Genomic DNA, 21,116 nt, shown 5'->3' with positions numbered 1-21,116 from the left:
ATTAAATTGTATTAGTGATAGTGCAGGAATATGTATGATTGCCGCAATGGATTGTTTCACATTATGACGGCAAAAAAGAAGCCCCTATTGAGATGGCCCAAAACGTAAGGATTTCAACTCTACCTTTTTGGGAGCAGAACATAGGAGCTTTTTTATAGTATGTTTATATTAGTGGTAGATTCGATTAATTCCGAATACTTTCCAGTTTGACTTTGGCTGTTTGATTAAAGAAAGTGTCATCGTGTTATTTCCACTTTCTTCATTTTGTTGATATTGGGAAACAATCAAATATTCGGCATTATTTTTCACATAAAAAGAATAGGTTGGCTTTTTACCGTATTTACCATACCAGTCAAATGTGCTGATTCCATATCCCCAGATTTCGGTCGGTATGATTGAATATAATTGCTGGCCATTTCGTATGCCTGATTTCATATAATGGGTTTTGAAATTGCCGTCGATGTATGCTTGTGTAAAAGCAGGGGACATAATCGTATATAATTCATTTTTTGTATATGCCTTTTCCCATGTTTTTCTTTGAGTGCTGATGGCACGATCGGTAATCTTTTTGACGCTTCCGGCAGAAGTCGTACGATAGAATCTAACGTATTTCAAGGATATATACCCTTTTTTTGATCCGTATTGAATGTGTGCCCACCCATTCTTTTGGGAATAAACGTTTACTTTTTGTGATCTTTTCAACGTTCCGATGGAAGAAGCGTTTCCACTAGGCTGGCTGCGGACAGCCAAATGTCCGTTAACGATATCTACAACCCCTTCTTGTACAGAAGCAGCTTTAGCTTCAACACTATTTGTGGCGAATGGTGTGTATAGACCAACGAGCAAGATAGACGATAACAATACTTTCAAGAGTTTTTCCTTCATTTTGATCCCCTTCCACTTTATTGCAAACTAGTAGCATACAGACTTAGTGTATGAAACAGATTTGGCTATTATCACAAAAACATATAAATAGGTATTTGTTTTCATATACCCATTGAAGGAAAGGAAAAACGCTGTAAGGATGTTTCTTTTGTTCATATGGAATAGAGGGGATTAAGAGGATTACAATAAGTGCAAGAAATAAGGAGATCCATCTAATAGGATGGTAGTTTTCAGAGGACTTACAGAAAAAAACGTCGATGATCATTATGAAAGCACCGGAAATGAACCGTATTTTTCAAATTATTCTTTGCATTACTCCCTTTAAATGCTGTTATCATTTAAAAATTATGGTTTTTTAACCGATTAAGCCATGTGTAGATGCTTATCCGTATTTTAATACATTATGTAAAGCAAGGAACAGGTTTCCTTAACAGCCAAAGGTTAATATAGCTACATTGGCGAAAAGGATAAGTGTAAAAAATACATGGAGGAGATTTAATGATATGGCAGTTATTTTATTTCCCGTTAATTTTCCGGTAAAACTTAAAATAAGCCCTATCCCTGTTAAAAAAACTACTATCCATTCCACAATAATTACTCCCATTGGGTAATACCAATCTTCCATATACAGCACACTGTCCGCTCCTCTTAAAATCAGAGCAGAAACGATAAATAGATAGGACCATTTATACATAGAAACTCTCCTTTATAATAGAAATAAGGGCAATTAAATGTATAGTATAGTGTAATTTTACACTAAATGAGAAGTTTTGTACATTGAGTGATCGGCTATTTTTTATGTTAGGCACTTTTTTCGGTTCGCAAAGAGACGTCGAGTGTTGTTTGGCTCAGGAGCATGCCGAAAGAAAATGATTCAATTTTGACATGAAGATTCTTATCATCTAATTCGAGTTTTTGCATATAAGAAAGAGCCTTTTCGAAAAGGCTCTTTGCGGTTTGTTTTTACTCTGCGTATTTATTTTTAAACCTCCAGGATAAAAGAAAGGCAGGGACCGTGCAGATAATCATCCCAAGAAAGGCGTATTTTGGAGCGATCCCGTATAAGGCGCCTCCCAGTAAAGTAAGGACTGCAGTGCTCCAGCTCAACGCTAATGCAGAATATACTCCTTGGGCGTTGGCAATCTGAGATTTCGGCAGCTTTTGTGTGATATAAAGGATAAAGGCATAATGAGCAACACCGAATGAGAGGGCGTGTAGGCTTTGTGAAAGAATGAAAATCCAAACATTTGGGCTAAAAAAGACGAGCAGCCACCGCAGTGTCGATCCTATCGCTGAAAGCATGAACAACGATGCCGGTTTCCATTTTCCGAAAACGCTGTCTGCTTTGGAAAAATATAAAATCTCAAAAAGGACACCGATATTGATAATCATTCCAATAAAATATTTGGACACGCCGAGCTCTTGGAGGTAAATGTATCCATAGTTATAATAGGATGCATGCGCTCCTTGAAGAAGGATAACGATTACCAGTACTAGTGGAAACCCTTTTATTTTTAAAAGACTGTACAGCGTTTTGTTTGCGTTTCCTTTTTTCTCGCTTGCATCAGGTTTTATCAATAAAACAGACGGTGCCGGATTTAGCAGGAGTAAAGCAAGCAAAGCCGCAAGCCCTGCGAGCATTAGCCATAGAATAGCTTCATCTCCTATGTAGCCAGTAAAAATGCTGATAATGAGAACCGAAACGATAAATCCGATTGATCCATATGAGCGGCTTTTCCCGTAGTGTAAATTCCCATGCTGAACCAATACGCCAGCGGTACTATCCAGTGCCGGCATTAAGGCAGGGTAAAACAGACTGAACACGATTGTAATGGCAAATAAAGTTGGGAAAGAATATGCCGGAATATATAGAAGCGCAGCAATTAGGGACCCGGCCGTCAATATGACCATGACCATTTTATTGCTCCAGCGATTCGATGCCCATGGAAAGGCAAATAAGGTTGAAGCCCCTCGGGCAATCAAACCGAAACTCATAATTAGGCTCGCTTCGCCGACGCTTAGTCCTTTAGCGTCTACAAGCCATCCTGTCCAATAGGGCAGGAATATCCCCCATGTAATAAAAAAAGCAAAAAAGTTTTGCGACATCCATCGCTGATTTTTCATGTCAATCCCTCCGTAGTCATTGAATAGTAGCATGAGGTATTCTACAATAATATGAGATATCTCATACTTTTTGTTATTTGGAGGCAAAAATGCAGATTTTAGCTGAACCGATGCGCAGCTCATATTTGAAGGCTTATCCCATCCAGTCTTTCTTTTCAATCGCAATAGATGATTTGATACAAGTGCATGCATACAAACGGGGAGAGTTTATCATCCGTGAAGGATCGTTTCCTGAATACCTATTTTACCTTATTGAAGGCAAGGGAAAAATATATTATACACATCATAACGGCAAAGTTTCCCTCATCAATTTTATCCTGCCAGGCACCTTTATCGGGGAAGTGGAACTTTTGCAGGAATCGTACTATTCTAAAGGAATCCAAACAGCGAACGATGTAGTTTGCTTTGCCATTCCTGTTTATGCCTGTAAAGAGGCACTTCTTCAAGATGCAACATTTTTGAGGCATCTATGCACATTTCTCAGCAATAAAGCAACAGTAATAGCAGCGAAATATACACAAAGCCTGGCTTATCCTTTGGAAAATCGGCTGGCGGACTTTATTCTTTTATCCTCCAACGGCCATTTATATCAAGAAAAGCATACAGAGGTTTGTGAGTACCTTGGCGTGTCATATCGGCATTTACTCCATGTTCTTTCCCATTTCTGCGAGAAGGGGTATTTGGAGAAGGACGGCAGGAGTTTCATTATCAAGGATGAAAAAAGCCTTGAGGAGTTGGCTTCCCCTATTAGCCCTGTAAAATAATAAAAAAAATGCATATACATATACGGACAGCAATCTATAGTAGAATGAAGGGCAGATTGTCGTAGCCTCTCCCATAAAGAAGAGCGTTTCTCTTAGAGAATCGCTTTTTTGGTGTGTATGGGTTAATCAATAAGGCTTGCGTTAAATCTTCATTTCTCCAGTTCATAATTAGTTCATACTTGTTATGTACGATCCTTTCATAAGCTATAAAAAGTATGAACAAGTGGGAGGAACAACGATGAATAGCGAGTCTTTAAAAGAAAAAATAAAAGCCGGAAGTGAGTGGGCAGTTGAAGCAAGAGGGCTAGTCAAAACATTCGGTGATAATCGCGCTGTGGACGGTGTAGATCTGAATGTGCGTGCAGGTACTATTTATGGAGTGCTAGGCCCGAATGGGGCAGGGAAAACAACGACAATCAGGATGCTTGCAACGCTTTTGCGGGCAGATGCCGGAACTACACGTATTTTTGGCTATGATGTGGAAAAGGACCCGCAGATGGTCAAGCAGCTGATCGGAGTGACCGGACAGTACGCCTCGGTCGATGAGTCACTCAGCGCAACGGAAAATTTAATCATCTTTTCCCGGTTGCTCGGGCTGGGGCGCAAAGAGGCAAAACGGAAAGCGGAAGAATTGCTTGAAGAGTTCAGTTTGACTGAAGCAGCAAAGCGCCCTTTAAAGAATTTTTCCGGTGGGATGCGACGCAGATTAGATTTGGCTGCAAGCCTTATTGCCCAGCCGCCTTTGATTTTTCTGGATGAGCCGACAACAGGTCTTGATCCCCGCACCCGCAATCAAATGTGGAAGACGATCCGTCAATTGGTCAATTCAGGTTCCACTGTTTTGCTGACTACGCAATACCTTCAGGAAGCAGATGAATTGGCAGATCGGATTGCGGTGATCGATCGCGGGCGGGTTGTAGCTGAAGGAACGGTCAATGAATTAAAGGCTTCAGTAGGGACTTCATCACTGCAAGTAAGCATTCAACAATCTAATGAAATGCAAAAAGCGCGGAAGACTGTTGAACAGATTTTGAAGGTAAAAGCTGTTGTTTCCTTGGAAGAGGGGAGAATAACAGCTCCTATGAAGGACGCAGACAGAGTGGCCGATCTCCTGATCGCCCTAAGGGATTCTGGAATCAAACTTTCCGAATTGAGCGTACAAAAGCCGTCATTGGATGAGGTATTCCTCACGATTACAGGAGAGGGCAACAAACAGGAACCGATAGAAGAGGAGGATGAATGATGAATAATTCACCTATGAATCAGACAGCAGGCATGCAGCCATCCAGGAAGACAAGCTTTCGCCAGGCAGTCCGGAATTCATTGACCATGGCTTACCGAGGCATTCTCAAAATCCGGCGAACACCGGAGCAATTGTTTGATGTGACATTGCAGCCAATCATTTTTACCCTTATGTTCACTTATATTTTTGGAGGAGCCATTTCAGGGGACGTAAAAAGCTATTTGCCGATCATCATACCAGGAATCCTTGTACAAACAGTTATAACAACTTCTGTTGTAACGGGTGTACAACTTCGCGAGGATATGGACAAAGGTGTTTTCGATCGATTCAAATCATTGCCTATCGCGAGGATCGCTCCACTTGCAGGGGCGCTGCTGGCAGATACAATACGTTATACAATTGCTACCGTTCTGACCTTTACAATGGGTTACATCATGGGATACCGTCCAGAAGCAGGCATCGGCTATGTAGTTCTTGCTGCACTTCTTGTCATTTTGTGTTCATGGGCAATTAGCTGGATATTTGCTTTCCTCGGAGTCATTGCCAGAACAGCATCGAGTGTCCAAGGAATATCAATGATTGTGTTGTTTCCATTAACCTTTTTATCGAATGCCTTTGTGCCGGCAGATACAATGCCGGACTGGATGCAATGGTTAGTGAAAATCAATCCGATTTCCCATTTGGTCACTGCCGTCAGAAACCTGGTCAATGCAGGTATCGTAGGTTCGGATTTGGTGTTCTCACTTATCGGTGCAATGGTGATCGTAGCCATTTTTGCGCCCGTAACCGTTCGCGCTTATATGCGAAGAACATAACCAATTGATGCACCACTCTTGTTTGTTTCTACAATAAGAGTGGTGTTTTTTGTTCTAGGAAAAGAATCGATGAGGAACTATATCAAATAAGAAAGAATGGAATGCCGGTGAATCGGAAAAGATGATATTTTCATCGGCCGTTTTAAATGATATGGTAGTTGCACCCCTAATGGCTTGAAGCGGGCCATTATGTGCGCTAGTTGAAAATTAGTATTGCCTGTGGGAAATATCCTTAGGGAGTTTAATAGATAGAGGAGTATAAAGAAAAAAGTAGAATAATGAACGGATCTATTATTCGAAGGAGGTTCTGATTGTGAGTAAAAAGGTACTTATAAAAAGTTCTGCCTTGTTGTTCGTTTTTTTGTCCTTTGGAATTCTTTATAATGGGTATTCTCTAGCTTCCTATCAAACAGCAACTGAATTTTATGGTTTCCCTGTCCCTAAGGATGCTCGCCTAGTCCGAGAAACAGACCTTTCCAAAGGGTTTGAATGGAAAAAAGCGTCCTTTGACAGCGGAATTCCGATTAGCTATAAAAAAGCCATTAATCATTATGGTTGGAAAAAAGTATTTCAAGAAGGCGGAATTACTGTCTATACAAAAGATAAAAAAAGGATATCTTTATTAACAGATACCGACTATTTGGAAATTTTGATGGATACTTAACGTCTATTTTGCTAATCCCTGACCGCTTAGCTTTGGTGGCCTAACCAGCTTATTGATTCTTCAGCTAGTAGCGGATAAATAGTTGCCAATCCCGATTGCGATTTTTGGAGATAGATAGATGATGCCAGACCATCTATCCACTTTTCCATCTCGACGAACTGGGGAGATATGGTTAAATAGGCGCCTTCCTTTTTAAGTAATGGAGGATATTTTTAATGACTAATGGATTTGGTTCATCCACTAATGAACCGCCTTCTATTTCTTCAAAAAGATTGAACCAAAAGTGCCCTTTATCTGGAATAACAAGTGTTTGGACGGAGAACCCTTTGCTTTCGAGCAAAAGTGAAAAGGATTCCGATTGGTTTGCTGGCACTACATCATCATTATCTCCCCATATAATGTAAAAATCAGTTTCCAATGGTTTTTCAAGTGATTGAAAAAGGTAATACGGCGAAGCGTCTTTCAATTGTTTAATAGAATGGGGGGTGCCCATTAATTGTCCTACTGGGTCATTTTCTCTCTGTGAATAGGTGTATTGCTGCCATTCAGGCAAATTATACACTCCGTATATACCAATGGCCGATCTGATTTTGCAAGAATGGTCTTTGATGCTTTCCAGAGCGGCATAAGCAGCAAGGTGGGCTCCGGCTGAATCGCCGATTAAAATGATTCTGTCCACGTCAATCTGCCATTTATCTGCATGTTTCACAACAAACGCTATAGCATCTTGGACATCATATGTGACTTCGGGAAATGATGCGTTTTCTTCAGTCGATAATCGATAGTCGAAAGCAATTGTAGGATATCCTTGTTTTGCCAGAAAAGGCCCCCATTCTCTATACATCTCTTTATCTCCAGTCAACCAGGCGCCGCCATGGATTAGAATAATGCCAGGATATTTTCCTTTCGATAAAGGGTAGTATACATTTGCTTTTAATGGCCCAAGTTCCGTTTCTTTATAAATGACATTTTTTTCTTCGTTGATATCCATTTTTGAAAACTCCTTCGAAAATAATTCAATCACTTACCGTTTCTTTTGAACATGTTTATTATTCTAAATTTAAATATGCTCTAAATAATTAATAGGTTTTATTCAATCAATATGTACTTCATTCCTAACCAATATGATGGGCATATTCCTGACAGCTCTTTGGCTATACCTCATCATGGGACAGTTCATTTATAAGAAAAAATGAAAAGATCCGTAAGCTATGTTTCGATACATAGCCAAGATCCTGAAAAATAAATAAAAGCAGCTCCATTGGCAATGATATTCCGCCAATTTGGCATTCCTTCGCTGCCTAGAAAAGCGAAAATAAGCCCTAACATTGGACTGTAATAGCTAATCCTAAAGAGAGTTGCAAAAGTAATTTGGGGAATATTTCCGGTAATGGCGGAGTCCTAAGGAATGCAAGTACAGCCCAGCCAATATAATTAAATGAAGAAAGGATACAGCACCAAAATAACCAATAGGATATGTTTGAAAGGACTGTTCTATTTATATTAAGTCTCCTTTTTAAAAAAATGTATTTATAAACAGGTTATTTTCATCCATAATTATACAATAAAGGAAATTGTTTTTGCGGATAAATAAGCTGGAAGTTGAAAAATGAATGTGATAAATGGATATAAAGGGTGCCAAAAGCTTATTGCAGCAGTTATTGGGATTAGTTTGTTTTTCATTGGGGAGTGTGTTCACTATTTTTCATGCAACGCTTTGTTGTATTCGGAAAATGAGATTGCTTGATTGTTTACCTGCAAATGAGACCGCTAAAGGTACGGCAAGGATAGGTGAATGGCAGTGACATATTTTCTTTGGTAAACGTAAATCTGTTATGAAGACGCGTTTTTCTCATAGGATAGTGTAAGCTTTAAGTAGGCGAATGGTGGCATGACTTTGCCACAAAGCTAAAAAAGGATGGGGATTCTATGGCTATTTTAGTTTTTGATATTGGGGGAACATCGGTTAAATATGCTATTTGGGAAAAGGACGGATTATCACAAAATGGTTTTTTCCAAACGCCAGGAAAATGGGAAGATATGAAAAAGCAAATCCTCGATGTAAAATGTAAATTTGAAAATCAAATCAGCATTGATGGAGTGGCCATTAGTTCTCCAGGTGCTGTCAATCAAGAAAAAGAATGGATTGAAGGAAGCAGTGCTGTTCCATACATTCATCAATACTCTATTTTTGAAGAGTTGAGGGAGCTGTTAAAGTGCCCAGTAACGATCGAAAATGATGCCAATTGTGCAGCTTTGGCTGAAGTATGGATGGGCGCCGGAAAAGGGATGAAGCATATTCTGTTCATCGTCATAGGTTCGGGTATAGGGGGAGCCATTATTACTGATGGTGAATTATGGCGGGGAAACAATCTGTTTGGAGGGGAATTCGGATATATGATGCTGACTGAGGACCAAACATTCAGCGATTTGGGTACGGCAGTCGGCTTGGCAAAACGATACGAAAAAAGGAAAAATATACCTCTTAAATCGATAACGGGTAAAGAAGTATTTGAATTGGCGGAGGCAGGGGATCAGATAGCAGCAGAAGAAGCTGAACGATTTTATCATTACCTCGCCTTAGGAATATACAATCTTCAATATAGTTTTGATCCGGAGAAAATCATCATTGGCGGCGGTGTTTCATCAATGGAAAGCTTATTAGAGAACTTGAATGCAAGCTTGGAAAAGATTGTTGCAAAAGTGAAGATTGCTCCATTTATTCCAGATGTGGCTTTGTGCCAGTTTAAAAATGATGCTAATTTGATCGGAGCGGTCAAGCATTATTTAAATGTGAAAAAAACAAATGAAACCTGTAAAATCATTTGATAGACATGTTGGAGGTTAAAAAGTGAAACAGTCAATCATATGTCCATAAGACCTTGTGTTGGATAATGCAAATAAAAATCATGGAGCGGCCAACAAAAGTGGTATAAGATGGAAATTAGTTATCGTTGACTTACTATATGTTCAATAAATGAATGCTACAGGAATCAAGTGGGAAGGGTATGATTGCAATAATAACTGATATTAATTCTTTTCTAAAATGGATAATATCCGATTCAATTTGTCATCCATTATTCTGTAAGTTTGCTTCTGTTGGTAACTATGCAGCAGTAATCGCCTGACAAATAACATAAAGGAAATAGCTCCTAAAACGACAAGAGAGAAAAAGATAAATATAAATATGGATTCAACAGTAAACAAAATGGATGCCCCCTTAAATAACCATTATGTGGGAATTATAACATAGAAAGCTCCTTTTATTAAACAGAAATAACCCTAGATGTTTGACAGAATTCTTTGTAATCAACAGATGTAAATGTATAAAAAACCCATTCTAAAGAATGGGAGAATTCTGCCTGCTGCATTTAAAAATAATCTTTCCAGTTTAAAAACATGACGATATAACAGCAACTATTCGCTTCATCTTGCGGTATTAATGTAATGGAAATGCCACCTGGGGAATAGGATATCAAGGCTCTGTTTTGAATGGCCAAATTATTGATTAAATAATGGACCGTTTGATGGTCGGATTGTGAGGCAGCGGTAGCTAATTGTTTTACAAAGTCCGGTGAGGTCCTTAGTTTTTCGTTTACGACAGCTGCATCAGCCAGAAGAAGCTTTGTATTCTCAGCAGATTTCATAAGCCTTTCTGGTTGAGTTGGCGGTAGGATTCTATCATAAACAGTTGATGGAGATGCAGGTGTATGGGCCTGATGCTGAGTAGAATAGTATGCAGGCATGTAATTTGGGTTAGATAGATAGTAAGGAATATGGTAAGGATAATACATTTTGGAAACCTCCTTAAGAGTTGATCCATATAGTGTATTGCCCTTCTGTGGAAAAAGTGAATTATTTATGGGGATTCTAGAAAAGAAACATATGAAGGAATTGTGTGGAGTAAGCAATTTGCAGCTTTATGATTATGCTAATGTCAGCAATTTGATGAAAAGGCTTGCAGAATGTTGAAATACCTTCAAAAACTGCATAAAAGTGTTTCCTTTAAAAAAATACGAATCATCATTCTTTGCGGATTCTTTAGATAAAAACATAAAAAGCCAGCTGTATAAACTGGCTTTTCATGCATGTTAAGTAATATAAACAACAAATTTAACCAAGTTCTTATTATAAATGAGTATCCTTAAGTTTTTCTTAATTATATAAAATTTCCGAATGTGCATGTTTAAAAATGAAGGAGGGAGGACTGTGGCCGGCGCTCCTAAGGTTGATTACAAAGTAAAAGCTGCAATTGGTTTATTCGCTATTCTTGGGCTGTGCATAATAGGTGCGATAGGATACATCTTCTTTTTGAAAACGGGTTTATGGCTTGAAAGGATGGAATTGAAGCGTGAAACAATGTCGCATTTATTAAAATCGTATAAGAAAGAAGAAATAGAAGAAATACAAATAGTGAACAGAGGAAAAGGCTTAGGCCCATATGAAGCGGCAGTTGTTTTTAAGGATGAACCCGACCATATCTATATTTACATAGAAGACAGCGGGGTGATTACACAGCAATACAATTCTTCTCCATTCATTGAGGGTTATAAACATACCGAATAAACATGTAACAGAAATATGACCCATGAATAGAAGATCAGCAAAAAGAGATTGGGCTGATAGCCCCAATCTCTTTAACCAATAATGATTCGCTCTTTCGGGTAGCGGTAAATATCAGGATCTTTCCCTTTACCGAACATGAAAATAAATGAAAGAATGCCGATTCGGCCGATAAACATGAGAATAATGATGACGACCTTCCCTGCTGCCGATAAGTCTGATGTAATACCTAAAGATAAACCAGTTGTTCCGAATGCCGAGCACACTTCAAACAGAATAGCAGTTAAGGAAAATGTTTCAGAAATGCTTAGCGATAAGATCCCTAAACCGCACACGATCAAAGCAATCATGGTGACCACTACAGATTTTTTGATATCATCTTCATGAATTTCACGTTTGAATATTTTAATATGCTGGTGGCCACGGGCATAATGGAATAAAAACAAAACGCTAATAGCAAATGTAGTGGTTCGTATGCCTCCTCCAACCGAACTGGGAGAGGCGCCTATAAACATCAATGCACATAAGATAAATAAAGTCGGCGGTGCAAATTGGCTGACATCCATTGTAGCGAGGCCGGCATTTCTTGTGGTGACCGACTGGAAAAGCGCATAAAAAAATTGTTCGTGCCAAGGTTTTTCTAATAAAAAGTGATGGTGCTCCAATAATAGGATACATACCGTCCCTAAGGCAATCAGGATAAAGAAAGTGGATGTAGTTAATTTTGTATACAATGAAAATTGATAAGGACGGTTTTGCGGCCTGCGGATCAAATAATTTTTCACTTCAATCAAAACAGCGTAGCCAATAGACCCGAAAAGAATCAAAACAATATTTACCAATTGGATGAAATAATCATTTGCATATGGATATAAAGAACTTCCGGTAATATCGAATCCAGCGTTTGTTGTGGCAGAAATAGACATGAAAAGTCCTTGTAATAATGCTTCAGGCACAGAGTGATAGTCTTTAGTCATATAAAAACCTAGAATAATTGCACCAAGAGCTTCAATGGTTACAAACATGATCAATACCTGTTTTAATAGGGATACCAAACCAGCAAAGGAGCCTTGGTTCTGATCAGTCATAATTAGCCGGCGCTCTTTGAATCCGATTTTTCTCTTAAAGATTAACCAGATGAATGTATGTAAAGTCATGACGCCTATACCGCCAAATTGCAAAACAAACATTAAGATAAAATAACCAGGAACACTAAATGTATCGGTAATGCCGATAACGGACAAGCCAGTTACACTTACTGCGCTTACAGCTGTAAATATTGCATCCATGAAAGATAAATGGACGCCTTCCTGCAGGGCAATCGGAAGCCGGAATAAAAAGGCGGATAATAATACGGCGATAAAATAGTATAAAACGATGATTTGGGCGGGAGTTAGCTTATTCAAATACCTTTTAATAGTCATATGTGTTCCTTTCATTTGAATGCATCAATTAGTAGTTCTAGTATGTTCAAAATGGAAAGGAATATTTCATGGATAGATTAGGCTTTAAGGAACGATGGAATAGTGGAAGAGTAAAGCAATACTCTTTCTAGCTAATATGCAAGGGTAGTTATGCTCTAGCAGGCTTTTTTAAATGCATCCATCTGAAAATCTTAGGTCACTCTAAATCGTACTTTTTTAGAAGTTTTACTACATATAAAAGACGCCAGGCTGCAAAAAGGGGATACATACATTCATATGCCATACACACCAATTCAGCAGTTTGTGCACGAAATCCTTCCTGAAATATAGAGAAATATGGAAATGGCAGAAGGAAAAGCGCCCTTACAAAATGAACTATGTAATGTGAATAACAACAAATCATAACATACTGTATTTGGAGGTGCTTGATGAGATTAAAGGAAAAGGACTTATCCATGGAAGAAAAGGCGAAAAGGTATGATGAACTCCAAAGCTGGTGGTGGTGGTTCGAAAGGCGGAACTACTTATTGAACGAAAGCCTATACAAAACCTTTACGAAGGGAATCGAAAAATATTTTATTCCTTTAGAAGATAAGTTTAAATGAACATATCCCGATGTTCCGATATTGACATTTCCAGTTTGCCTTTACATCATCAATTATTGATAGACTTGTCTTATTCTAAATCATAATAAAGGAGGCATTCAAATGAAAATCCAAACCGAACATACTTCTATTGAGATATCTTCTAATGAAGTAATTGCCGCTTTGGCTGTTGGAGCTATTTCCATATGGGCGACTGCATCCATTGTTAATAATCTCATTCAGGCAACAACTGATTTTGGGTGTTCGAAAAAGCGCGAAAAATACGAACGATGGAAAAAAGCAAAAGGTAAGGAAAAGAAAAGGCTGGTTATTCAATAAACATTTGATTAAAAGAAAAAAGCAGAGCCGCATAGCTTCTGCTTTTTTTGGTTATTTGGAGGCGTATTCTTTCTTTTTCAGTAAGTGGCCATATTTTCGGTCAATTGTGTTTTTAACTGTTATGGTTAAGATGGATAGTATGAGAAAACAAGTCCCTACCTGTACGGAAAGAACGCTTACCAATACAGACAACCCGATTAAAAGAACAGCATATAAGAAAGTATTATGCATATTTACTACATTCCTCCGTTCAAAATATATTTATACTTATATAGACGATTGAGCGGCCTAAAAAGTTTCATTTTTTTGTGAATTAATTATATATAGGCACTTGTATAATGGTTTGGATTGTTTTGGAGCTAGGAAAAGGATGTCTTGCGGAGCTTATGCTACAATAATACAAAAGTGGGTTAAAGAGGGTATGGTAAGCGGGGGAGGTATATGTTTGTATAGCCAAACAGCTTTCATATTCTTTTTTTCGGGATTATTCTTATAAAGAAGTAGTCAGAATCACTAGCTAAAGGAAGTGATATATCCATATGAGTATTAATATGATTGCCTGTGTAGGCTTAAACCTAGAATTCAGTATTCACGATCAGATGCCATGGAGATTGAAAAAAGATTTACTCTTGTTCAAGGAATTGACGGAGGGCAATTCTGTGGTAATGAGCAGGAAGATTTATGAAATGATAGGCCGGCCGTTACATAATCGGAGAAATATAGTGCTGACTCGCAGGAAAGACTATGTTTTTCCTGATGAAGTAGAAGTGAAACACTCTATTGAGGATATCTTAGCTGAGCAAGCCGACAATGATTTATATATAATTGGAGGTTCAACTGTATTTAAACAATTCTTTTCTTATACTGACCGGATCTATTTAACGATTGTTGATATTACGTTGCCTTATGTTGATACGTTTTTCCCGTTATTATCTAGCGAATGGGTGTGTACTGAATGTGTAAAGCAAGAAAAAGATGCAGAAAATCAATATGACCACTGGTTTTGTATTTATGAAAAGAAAAAGTCTCCATCACTTTCTTAGTTAGGGGCAGTCCTAGATCCTTCCTAAGAAAATGGATTAAACAAACAGAGAGTTTGCTAGTTGCATAAGAACACATAAGCTAATCACTTCCCTCATTTCTAAAAATGCTAGGTAGTTGCCTGTATTAATAGTTAAATGGATGTGATTGCTGTTTTGTTTCCATAAAAGATCTTCGTTTTCCATTGCCCTTCTATAATTAAGGAGAGAATAAAAAATGGAGTTGTTTGGCGAAGTCATCTTCACAATAAAAAAGCCCATAAAGGGCTTTTTTTAATAAGGTCTTGGGTAGCAGCAAGGATTTGGTGGCGGTTGGCAAATCACGTTTTCTACACAGCATTCGTTTACACAAGATTCTGTATGGGGGAAATAATGCTGATGCTGAATGATATGCTTATTTACCGTAGTGGTATGCGAAGGGTGGATGTTAGGAACAACAGTTTTAAAGACATTTTTGTTCATCGAATGTTGTGTTGGCGACACTTGAGAAGGCGCTGTTTGGGTAGGATACATTTGCGTGTTGCCTGGAGAGACCTGTGATCCCCACGGACCAGTGCCTGGCCCCATTTGTGAAGGCCCCATTTGTGAAGGTCCTACATTGGAAGGCCCCATATTGGAAGGTCCAATGTTGGAAGGTCCCATATTGGATCCGCAACCGCAATCATTCATATTTCCCCAGTTTCCCCAGCCGCCTGAATTCCGTTTGTTTAGAAACATAAGAAATCCTCCATTCATTAATGTTTTGATTCACTAGTATGGTATGAAAAAACAAATCAACTGGTACTAGTTGTCTACCTATTTTTGGGTTTATTTACTAAAAATATTTAAACGGGAACGGTATTAAATAAGGATTCATCCTAAAAAGCAGTTGGAAAAATGGGCAAAAAAGTTGACGTTTAAGTGATTGATAAATGAAATTTACGTGTAAGTATAAAAAACTCTCCATCATAATGAGGAGAGCAGGCACTGCTGTTTATTTATTCTTATTTCATTTAATGCCTCTTCTATTTCCCGATGAAAAGGGACTTGATGATCTACTTTAATAACGGCTTTCTCAGCAACACTTTGTTTATGTTGTGCTTGGGTATCCATTAATGTATTGATAAACATCGGCAATTGCTCGATATTGCCTAAACTGATCTGTTCAGCCTCTTTAAATACGGTTGTATAATTAGCGTGCTGTTTTATCTTTAAATCGCGTAAATGCAACTGATAGATGTCTTTTTTACATTTATTCACTTGTAAGAAGTGCTGAATTAATGCCGTGCGTTCCTGTTCATCCAAGAAACCGAGTGATGTTTCGTAATCCTGAAGGCAAAAACAAGAGTAACATAAAGGTTTAATGGACTTAATGGAGACTGTTTGATTTGTATAATCAAAATCCCAATCTGTAAATAAGTATGACTTGCCCTTAGAAGATGAGCAAATATGACAACAGATTTGGTCTTCTAGAATCGCCTGTCTGATTTTGTCCCATAGTACTTGTGGCAAGTTATCGGCGAGATAAGCCGATTGTAAGAATGGTGTTGTTTTTAACTGGATGTTCAAGCGTAACTGATCTAATTGCTCTCTTTTTTCAGCAGTCATGATTACTTTTTTCTTCTTGTTCATTAATGGTTTTCCCCCTTTCTATTTATTATTCTAATATATAAATGTGTAGAAAGATGAATAATAGTTTGAAAAGTAAGTAAAAAGAGAAGGGGAAAAGGGGAGGATAGAAAAAGAACAAGGCAACTATAATAGGGCGTTGTATATCAGTGTTGCCGACCCTTCAAGCAGAACCACGCTATATGAAGAAATTCAAAAAGTAAAAAAAAACCGAACCAATGTGAAATTCTTCAAAGAATATCACATGGCAGTCCGGTTTTTTCTTACGGAGAAATACGGTTTCTCCAAGCCTCTTTATCTTATTTCTGTGATGGCTAATAAAGCGGCATCGGTTTTAAGGAAATGCCTATTTTTAGCGGCATTTTCAGGTTTTTTTGTGCATCCTTAAAACAGTTATACATCGTTTTCCCACCAACCGAATTGGCGGAGTGTATAGTAATATGCTTAGCGAATAATTGTAAATCCACCATTTTTTTAGCCAACATCGAGCCGTTCCTTTTTTTATTCACGAGATCATGGTCGAGAGAAAGATAGTCTATATGATAATTTTTCAGTATGTGTAGGCATTCATCAATATTGGTACATAGAACATAATTATTGGGGCACGTACGGAAATCATCAAGGAAAACGTTTATTCCCATTATATCATTCCTAAAGTTTGACATAGCTTCATTATAGCATTCTATTTGAATATTTAATATGAAAGAAGGCAGCGATAATACAGAAAAAGCGTTCCTTCATGATATAAATCACTTGAAAGAACGCTTGCAGTCAGTTGATTTCCCGGTACAATCCTATCACTTTTCCTAAAATAGACACTTTATCAAGAATGATAGGGGCTAGTGATGAGTTTTCCGGTTGAAGGCGGAAATAATTGTTTTCTTTAAAGAAACGTTTGACTGTTGCCTCATCATCCTCAGTCATTGCGACAACTATATCCCCATTTAAGGCGGTGGATTGCTGGCGCACAATGACATAATCTCCATTATGTATGCCAGCTTCAATCATGCTGTCGCCCGATATTTCAAGCATGAAGACATTCTGCTCGTATCCTGCAAGATGTTCGGGCAAAGGAAAATATTCTTCAATATTTTCGATCGCTGTAATAGGCTGGCCGGCAGTTACTTTACCCACCAAGGGCACATTGACAGGCTTCCGTTTTGGGATGAAAGATTCTTCCTCTAAATCTAGTATTTCAATCGCGCGCGGTTTGGTAGGGTCACGGCGAATCAATCCTTTACTTTCCAACCGGGCCAGGTGACCATGTACTGTCGAACTGGAAGCCAAACCTACAGCTTCTCCAATTTCTCTGACAGAAGGCGGATATCCTTTTGTTTGCACTTCTAACTTGATAAAGTCAAGTATGTCCTGCTGGCGCTTTGATAATTTATTCATTGATACACCTCACCTCAATACTGTTTGTGTCCATTATAGCATGGTATATTTAAGGATACAAACATATGTTTGAATTTTATTGACAGAAAACAAGTGTTCGTATTATAATCCATTGTGAAGAGCGAACAAATATTCGCATACTTTTCAGGAGGAGATTATAATGAATTATTTTATTCGTAAGCATTCTTTTTCCCTATTATTTTTTGTTGTAATATTATTATTTTCAGTCGTCTATTTTGTTATGTTAAATGTAAAAGGAAATCAATCCTATATTGAAATAGAAGTAAGCAGCGGCGATACCTTATGGGGAATTGCTGAAAGATACAATGATCAACAAATGGAAATACCTGATTTTATTGCATATATAGAACAAACCAATAAAATGAATGGTGAAGTCCTGAAAGCGGGCGATGTAATTAAAGTACCCGTGATGAAGAAACAAAAAGAAAATTTGACTCAATTAACAATGGAATGAGAACTATAAATAGATGGAAAGAAAGGATTTGGAAATGAAAAAAGCAATCATTTACTGCCGGGTCAGTACAGACAAAGAAACGCAGTCAAGCTCTTTACAACGGCAGGAAAACGAACTTGTTTCTTTAGCCAAGGAAATGGGTTATGGAATTATGGGGATCGTGAAAGAAAAAGCGAGCGGTTACCAATTGGATCGTGATGGTGTGTTCACTTTATTGGATGCTATTAAAGAGGAAAAGGCAGATGCTGTTTTTGTACAGGATGAAACCAGGCTCGGAAGGGGCAATGCTAAAATCGCGCTTCTCCACTGCATCATCAAGGAAGGAGTAAAGATCATAGCCTACTCACAAAAAGGTGAACTGGAATTATCGGAAGGAGATTCAATGGTTTTACAAATTGTTGGTATTGTAGAGGAATACCAGCGCAAACTACATAACATAAAAATAAGCCGCGGGATGAAAAAAGCAGTAGCGGAAGGATACAGACCCCAAAGGAATATCAAATCCAATAACCAGTCTACAGGACCTGAAAAAAAGGATGTTCCTGTTGGGGAAATTGTTCGCCTCAGAGAAAGCGGCCTGACTTTTGCTGATATAGCTGCGACATTAAGGGGATTCGGTTATCCGGTTTCTAAGGCAACAGTTAACAGAAGATATTTAGAATACATAGATAGCCAAAAAGAATAGAAGCAGTTTCACTTGCGACTTTTATTTTTTTCTTATAACATGGCAATGATAAGGAAAACCTTAAATGAAGGAGCGTCACTATGCTATCTAAAGAAAAAATCGCAAGAATTAATGAACTCTCAAAAAAATCAAAAAATGAAGGCTTAACGCCAGATGAAGCTAAAGAACAAACTAAGCTTCGAAGCGAATATCTGCAATCATTCAGATCTTCCATGGCAAACACGATCGAAAACCTGACTGTCTTGGATCCCGAGGGAAATGATGTAACACCTGAGAAGGTCAAACGCATTAAGGAACAGAAAAATAGATTGCATTAAGCCCTTTACATCCTTTTCCAAAGGGCTTCTGTATATTCTGCATATGATTTTCCCCGCTTTTTCTCGCGCATACAAGAATTGTTTCTCTATTTGTAATTATCTCACTATTAATGTTGTATAACCGGCTTAACAACTATATTATAGAAGTGACTAAATTCAACCTGGAAGGGAAGAACATTTCATGAAAAAAATCGAAGAGCTATCTATTAATAGTATTCGGACTCTTTCAATTGATGCGATTGAAAAAGCGAATTCCGGACATCCTGGTATGCCTATGGGCGCTGCCCCTATGGCATACACTTTGTGGACAAAGTATATGAACCATAACCCTAATAATCCGAACTGGTTCAATAGAGACCGCTTTGTCCTCTCAGCTGGACACGGTTCTATGCTTTTATATAGTTTATTGCATTTATCACATTATGGTGTGAGCATGGAAGATTTGAAGCAATTCCGCCAATGGGGGAGTAAAACGCCCGGGCACCCTGAATACGGCCATACAGTAGGTGTGGAAGCTACAACTGGTCCATTAGGTCAAGGAATTGCAATGGCAGTCGGTATGGCAATGGCTGAAAGACATTTGGCTGAAACATATAATAAAGATGGTTACCCTGTAGTTGACCATTATACATACAGCATATGCGGGGATGGGGACTTGATGGAAGGCGTTTCCGCTGAAGCATCCTCGTTGGCAGCCCACTTACAATTGGGCAGATTGATTGTTCTCTATGATTCCAATGATATTTCATTGGACGGCGAATTAAACCAGGCATTCAGTGAGAGTGTAGAAGGCCGCTATAAGGCGTATGGCTGGGAATATATAAAAGTGAATGATGGAAATGATATCGAAGAATTATCCAAGGCGATTGAGCAAGCCAGGAAAGATGTGACAAGGCCTACTCTCATAGAAGTAAAGACAGTGATCGGATACGGATCCCCAAATCGGGCTGGGAAATCTGATGCCCATGGAATGCCTTTGGGAGCTGATGAATTAAAGCTTACTAAAGAAGCATATAAATGGACTTTTGAAGAAGATTTTTATGTCCCTGAAGAGGTGTATGCGCATTTCGAAAAAGAATGTGTTCAAGCAGGGGAAACGAAAGAAAGTCAATGGAATTCTATTTTTGACTCTTATAAGCAGGAATATCCTGATCTGGCCGCTCAATTGCAGCTTGCCATTACGAATGAACTTCCTTCCGGCTGGGACGCAGATATACCCCAGTATAAAGAAGGAAGTAGCTTGGCATCCCGTGCGTCCAGTGGTGAGGTATTAAATGCTATAGCTAAAAATCTTCCGTCATTCTTTGGGGGATCCGCTGATTTGGCAGGGTCCAATAAAACAATGATAAAGGGAGCAGCGGATTTCTTGCCTGGACACTATTCAGGCCGAAATATTTGGTTCGGAGTACGCGAATTCGCAATGGGTGCCGCTCTTAATGGAATGGCGTTGCATGGAGGACTAAATGTATATGGAGGAACTTTCTTCGTCTTTTCTGATTATCTTCGTCCAGCTATCCGTCTTGCTGCATTAATGGGCTTGCCTGTAACGTACGTTTTTACACATGACAGCATAGCTGTAGGAGAAGATGGTCCAACCCATGAACCTATTGAACAATTAGCGTCGTTACGGGCGATGCATAATTTATCCGTTATTCGTCCTGCTGATGGAACCGAAACAGCAGCTGCTTGGAAATTATCGATTGAATCCACTAACATGCCTACTGCATTGGTGCTTACAAGACAGAATTTGCCTACATTGCCCCAAACTAATGAAGTGGCTTATAATGGTGTTTCAAAGGGTGCTTATGTCGTTTCTGCCTGTGGCAAGGAACAGCCAGATGCACTTTTGCTAGCGACTGGTTCGGAAGTTGGCCTTGCCATTACTGCACAAAAATCCTTGGCAAATGAGGGCATCGATGTGTCCGTCATTAGTATGCCTTCATGGGATCGATTTGAGAAACAATCTCAACAGTATAAAGATTCAGTAATCCCACCGACCGTTACAAAGCGTCTAGGAATTGAAATGGCTTCATCTTTTGGCTGGCATAAATATATCGGAAATGATGGAGAAGTATTATGCATTGATCAATGGGGAGCTTCTGCACCAGGTGAAACCGTTATGGCTGAATATGGATTTACGGCAGATAATGTCGTTTCACGAGTAAAAGCTCTAATTCAAAAATAAGTAAAG

25 protein-coding genes are annotated in these 21,116 nt (G+C 38.6%); 13 read left to right on the top strand and 12 right to left on the bottom strand.

Annotated elements, in window-relative coordinates; translation table 11 throughout:
• Positions 1 to 168: 168 nt before the first annotated feature.
• From ABC357_RS10685 to ABC357_RS10675, 3 genes are all read right to left on the bottom strand, one after another.
• Positions 169 to 885: an SH3 domain-containing protein gene (locus tag ABC357_RS10685; RefSeq protein ID WP_412887491.1), complete on the bottom strand. Its 717-nt coding sequence runs from the start codon at positions 883 to 885 to the stop codon at positions 169 to 171.
• 427 nt (positions 886 to 1,312) lie between these two features.
• Positions 1,313 to 1,579, bottom strand: coding sequence for a hypothetical protein (locus ABC357_RS10680; RefSeq protein WP_412887490.1), 267 nt, complete (start codon positions 1,577 to 1,579; stop codon positions 1,313 to 1,315).
• A 269-nt stretch (positions 1,580 to 1,848) separates the two neighbouring features.
• Positions 1,849 to 3,009 (bottom strand): MFS transporter, encoded by a 1,161-nt coding sequence (locus tag ABC357_RS10675; protein WP_412887489.1) that lies wholly within the window; start codon positions 3,007 to 3,009, stop codon positions 1,849 to 1,851.
• An 89-nt stretch (positions 3,010 to 3,098) separates the two neighbouring features.
• On the opposite strand from ABC357_RS10675, the gene yeiL reads away from it, so the two are divergent.
• From yeiL to ABC357_RS10655, 4 genes are all read left to right on the top strand, one after another.
• Positions 3,099 to 3,773, top strand: coding sequence for a transcriptional regulator YeiL (yeiL, locus tag ABC357_RS10670; protein ID WP_412887488.1), 675 nt, complete (start codon positions 3,099 to 3,101; stop codon positions 3,771 to 3,773).
• A 238-nt stretch (positions 3,774 to 4,011) separates the two neighbouring features.
• Positions 4,012 to 5,016, top strand: coding sequence for an ATP-binding cassette domain-containing protein (locus ABC357_RS10665; protein WP_412887487.1), 1,005 nt, complete (start codon positions 4,012 to 4,014; stop codon positions 5,014 to 5,016).
• Positions 5,016 to 5,831, top strand: a complete 816-nt coding sequence (locus tag ABC357_RS10660) for an ABC transporter permease (protein WP_412887486.1) — start codon at positions 5,016 to 5,018, stop codon at positions 5,829 to 5,831. The genes ABC357_RS10665 and ABC357_RS10660 overlap by 1 nt, the downstream gene beginning before the upstream one ends.
• Before the next feature lie 313 nt (positions 5,832 to 6,144).
• A complete protein-coding gene (locus ABC357_RS10655) occupies positions 6,145 to 6,495 on the top strand; it encodes a hypothetical protein (protein WP_412887485.1) in 351 nt (116 codons plus the stop codon).
• A 172-nt stretch (positions 6,496 to 6,667) separates the two neighbouring features.
• On the opposite strand, the gene ABC357_RS10650 is transcribed toward ABC357_RS10655, so the two are convergent.
• The gene (locus ABC357_RS10650) at positions 6,668 to 7,486 is read right to left on the bottom strand and encodes an alpha/beta fold hydrolase (protein ID WP_412887484.1); all 819 of its coding nucleotides are present in this window, start codon (positions 7,484 to 7,486) and stop codon (positions 6,668 to 6,670) included.
• Between the two features lie 938 nt (positions 7,487 to 8,424).
• Between ABC357_RS10650 and ABC357_RS10645 the strand changes: the two genes are divergently transcribed.
• Positions 8,425 to 9,324: an ROK family protein gene (locus ABC357_RS10645; RefSeq protein ID WP_412887483.1), complete on the top strand. Its 900-nt coding sequence runs from the start codon at positions 8,425 to 8,427 to the stop codon at positions 9,322 to 9,324.
• A 201-nt stretch (positions 9,325 to 9,525) separates the two neighbouring features.
• Here ABC357_RS10645 and ABC357_RS10640 read toward each other — a convergent pair whose 3' ends face one another.
• Positions 9,526 to 9,702, bottom strand: coding sequence for a DUF4083 family protein (locus ABC357_RS10640; protein ID WP_412887482.1), 177 nt, complete (start codon positions 9,700 to 9,702; stop codon positions 9,526 to 9,528).
• Positions 9,703 to 9,866: 164 nt separating this feature from the next.
• Positions 9,867 to 10,289 (bottom strand): YuzC family spore coat inner layer protein, encoded by a 423-nt coding sequence (locus tag ABC357_RS10635; RefSeq protein ID WP_412887481.1) that lies wholly within the window; start codon positions 10,287 to 10,289, stop codon positions 9,867 to 9,869.
• A gap of 415 nt (positions 10,290 to 10,704) precedes the next feature.
• Here ABC357_RS10635 and ABC357_RS10630 point away from each other — a divergent pair, with 415 nt between their 5' ends.
• Positions 10,705 to 11,061 carry a DUF3139 domain-containing protein gene (locus ABC357_RS10630; protein ID WP_412887480.1) on the top strand — a complete coding sequence of 119 codons (357 nt, stop codon included), beginning with the start codon at positions 10,705 to 10,707 and terminating at the stop codon, positions 11,059 to 11,061.
• A gap of 71 nt (positions 11,062 to 11,132) precedes the next feature.
• Here the strand turns inward: ABC357_RS10630 and ABC357_RS10625 are convergent, their stop codons facing one another.
• On the bottom strand, positions 11,133 to 12,482 hold the full coding sequence (locus tag ABC357_RS10625) for a TrkH family potassium uptake protein (RefSeq protein WP_412887479.1): 1,350 nt from the start codon (positions 12,480 to 12,482) through the stop codon (positions 11,133 to 11,135).
• Between the two features lie 428 nt (positions 12,483 to 12,910).
• Between ABC357_RS10625 and ABC357_RS10620 the strand changes: the two genes are divergently transcribed.
• Together ABC357_RS10620 and ABC357_RS10615 are read left to right on the top strand one after the other, a co-directional pair.
• Entirely contained in the window at positions 12,911 to 13,087 is a 177-nt protein-coding gene (locus tag ABC357_RS10620) for a hypothetical protein (protein ID WP_412887478.1), read from the top strand.
• Between the two features lie 102 nt (positions 13,088 to 13,189).
• Positions 13,190 to 13,405 (top strand): hypothetical protein, encoded by a 216-nt coding sequence (locus ABC357_RS10615; RefSeq protein WP_412887477.1) that lies wholly within the window; start codon positions 13,190 to 13,192, stop codon positions 13,403 to 13,405.
• Positions 13,406 to 13,456: 51 nt separating this feature from the next.
• On the opposite strand, the gene ABC357_RS10610 is transcribed toward ABC357_RS10615, so the two are convergent.
• Positions 13,457 to 13,636, bottom strand: a complete 180-nt coding sequence (locus ABC357_RS10610; RefSeq protein ID WP_412887476.1) for a hypothetical protein — start codon at positions 13,634 to 13,636, stop codon at positions 13,457 to 13,459.
• Positions 13,637 to 13,944: 308 nt separating this feature from the next.
• Between ABC357_RS10610 and ABC357_RS10605 the strand changes: the two genes are divergently transcribed.
• On the top strand, positions 13,945 to 14,448 hold the full coding sequence (locus tag ABC357_RS10605) for a dihydrofolate reductase (protein ID WP_412887475.1): 504 nt from the start codon (positions 13,945 to 13,947) through the stop codon (positions 14,446 to 14,448).
• Positions 14,449 to 14,718: 270 nt separating this feature from the next.
• Here the strand turns inward: ABC357_RS10605 and ABC357_RS10600 are convergent, their stop codons facing one another.
• The 4 genes from ABC357_RS10600 to lexA all read right to left on the bottom strand — a co-directional run bounded on the left by ABC357_RS10600 (position 14,719) and on the right by lexA (position 17,448).
• Positions 14,719 to 15,162 (bottom strand): CotD family spore coat protein, encoded by a 444-nt coding sequence (locus tag ABC357_RS10600; RefSeq protein WP_412887474.1) that lies wholly within the window; start codon positions 15,160 to 15,162, stop codon positions 14,719 to 14,721.
• 228 nt (positions 15,163 to 15,390) lie between these two features.
• Positions 15,391 to 16,056, bottom strand: coding sequence for a hypothetical protein (locus ABC357_RS10595; protein WP_412887473.1), 666 nt, complete (start codon positions 16,054 to 16,056; stop codon positions 15,391 to 15,393).
• A 311-nt stretch (positions 16,057 to 16,367) separates the two neighbouring features.
• Entirely contained in the window at positions 16,368 to 16,694 is a 327-nt protein-coding gene (locus tag ABC357_RS10590; protein ID WP_412887472.1) for a cyclic-phosphate processing receiver domain-containing protein, read from the bottom strand.
• A 130-nt stretch (positions 16,695 to 16,824) separates the two neighbouring features.
• A complete protein-coding gene (gene lexA, locus ABC357_RS10585) occupies positions 16,825 to 17,448 on the bottom strand; it encodes a transcriptional repressor LexA (RefSeq protein WP_412887471.1) in 624 nt (207 codons plus the stop codon).
• Positions 17,449 to 17,608: 160 nt separating this feature from the next.
• Here lexA and yneA point away from each other — a divergent pair, with 160 nt between their 5' ends.
• From yneA to tkt, 4 genes are all read left to right on the top strand, one after another.
• Positions 17,609 to 17,923 (top strand): cell division suppressor protein YneA, encoded by a 315-nt coding sequence (gene yneA / locus ABC357_RS10580; RefSeq protein ID WP_412887470.1) that lies wholly within the window; start codon positions 17,609 to 17,611, stop codon positions 17,921 to 17,923.
• Positions 17,924 to 17,957: 34 nt separating this feature from the next.
• A complete protein-coding gene (locus ABC357_RS10575) occupies positions 17,958 to 18,608 on the top strand; it encodes a YneB family resolvase-like protein (RefSeq protein WP_459562754.1) in 651 nt (216 codons plus the stop codon).
• 80 nt (positions 18,609 to 18,688) lie between these two features.
• Positions 18,689 to 18,925, top strand: a complete 237-nt coding sequence (locus tag ABC357_RS10570; protein ID WP_412887468.1) for a DUF896 domain-containing protein — start codon at positions 18,689 to 18,691, stop codon at positions 18,923 to 18,925.
• 181 nt (positions 18,926 to 19,106) lie between these two features.
• On the top strand, positions 19,107 to 21,110 hold the full coding sequence (tkt, locus tag ABC357_RS10565) for a transketolase (RefSeq protein WP_412887467.1): 2,004 nt from the start codon (positions 19,107 to 19,109) through the stop codon (positions 21,108 to 21,110).
• Positions 21,111 to 21,116: the final 6 nt, after the last annotated feature.

Origin of the sequence: Bacillus kalamii (assembly GCF_047238185.1) — a bacterium.
GTDB lineage: Bacteria > Bacillota > Bacilli > Bacillales > DSM-1321 > Bacillus_AD.
This window is presented reverse-complemented; position numbering and strand designations above follow the sequence as displayed.

What these genes read in the sequence shown, in the direction of transcription:
- ABC357_RS10685 (WP_412887491.1), bottom strand. Translation starts at nt 885, where the DNA reads ATGAAGGAAAAACTCTTGAAAGTATTGTTATCGTCTATCTTGCTCGTT.
- ABC357_RS10680 (WP_412887490.1), bottom strand. Translation starts at nt 1,579, where the DNA reads ATGTATAAATGGTCCTATCTATTTATCGTTTCTGCTCTGATTTTAAGA.
- ABC357_RS10675 (WP_412887489.1), bottom strand. Translation starts at nt 3,009, where the DNA reads ATGAAAAATCAGCGATGGATGTCGCAAAACTTTTTTGCTTTTTTTATT.
- yeiL (WP_412887488.1), top strand. Translation starts at nt 3,099, where the DNA reads ATGCAGATTTTAGCTGAACCGATGCGCAGCTCATATTTGAAGGCTTAT.
- ABC357_RS10665 (WP_412887487.1), top strand. Translation starts at nt 4,012, where the DNA reads ATGAATAGCGAGTCTTTAAAAGAAAAAATAAAAGCCGGAAGTGAGTGG.
- ABC357_RS10660 (WP_412887486.1), top strand. Translation starts at nt 5,016, where the DNA reads ATGAATAATTCACCTATGAATCAGACAGCAGGCATGCAGCCATCCAGG.
- ABC357_RS10650 (WP_412887484.1), bottom strand. Translation starts at nt 7,486, where the DNA reads ATGGATATCAACGAAGAAAAAAATGTCATTTATAAAGAAACGGAACTT.
- ABC357_RS10645 (WP_412887483.1), top strand. Translation starts at nt 8,425, where the DNA reads ATGGCTATTTTAGTTTTTGATATTGGGGGAACATCGGTTAAATATGCT.
- ABC357_RS10635 (WP_412887481.1), bottom strand. Translation starts at nt 10,289, where the DNA reads ATGTATTATCCTTACCATATTCCTTACTATCTATCTAACCCAAATTAC.
- ABC357_RS10625 (WP_412887479.1), bottom strand. Translation starts at nt 12,482, where the DNA reads ATGACTATTAAAAGGTATTTGAATAAGCTAACTCCCGCCCAAATCATC.
- ABC357_RS10620 (WP_412887478.1), top strand. Translation starts at nt 12,911, where the DNA reads ATGAGATTAAAGGAAAAGGACTTATCCATGGAAGAAAAGGCGAAAAGG.
- ABC357_RS10615 (WP_412887477.1), top strand. Translation starts at nt 13,190, where the DNA reads ATGAAAATCCAAACCGAACATACTTCTATTGAGATATCTTCTAATGAA.
- ABC357_RS10610 (WP_412887476.1), bottom strand. Translation starts at nt 13,636, where the DNA reads ATGCATAATACTTTCTTATATGCTGTTCTTTTAATCGGGTTGTCTGTA.
- ABC357_RS10605 (WP_412887475.1), top strand. Translation starts at nt 13,945, where the DNA reads ATGAGTATTAATATGATTGCCTGTGTAGGCTTAAACCTAGAATTCAGT.
- ABC357_RS10600 (WP_412887474.1), bottom strand. Translation starts at nt 15,162, where the DNA reads ATGTTTCTAAACAAACGGAATTCAGGCGGCTGGGGAAACTGGGGAAAT.
- ABC357_RS10595 (WP_412887473.1), bottom strand. Translation starts at nt 16,056, where the DNA reads ATGAACAAGAAGAAAAAAGTAATCATGACTGCTGAAAAAAGAGAGCAA.
- ABC357_RS10590 (WP_412887472.1), bottom strand. Translation starts at nt 16,694, where the DNA reads ATGGGAATAAACGTTTTCCTTGATGATTTCCGTACGTGCCCCAATAAT.
- lexA (WP_412887471.1), bottom strand. Translation starts at nt 17,448, where the DNA reads ATGAATAAATTATCAAAGCGCCAGCAGGACATACTTGACTTTATCAAG.
- yneA (WP_412887470.1), top strand. Translation starts at nt 17,609, where the DNA reads ATGAATTATTTTATTCGTAAGCATTCTTTTTCCCTATTATTTTTTGTT.
- ABC357_RS10575 (WP_459562754.1), top strand. Translation starts at nt 17,958, where the DNA reads ATGAAAAAAGCAATCATTTACTGCCGGGTCAGTACAGACAAAGAAACG.
- ABC357_RS10570 (WP_412887468.1), top strand. Translation starts at nt 18,689, where the DNA reads ATGCTATCTAAAGAAAAAATCGCAAGAATTAATGAACTCTCAAAAAAA.
- tkt (WP_412887467.1), top strand. Translation starts at nt 19,107, where the DNA reads ATGAAAAAAATCGAAGAGCTATCTATTAATAGTATTCGGACTCTTTCA.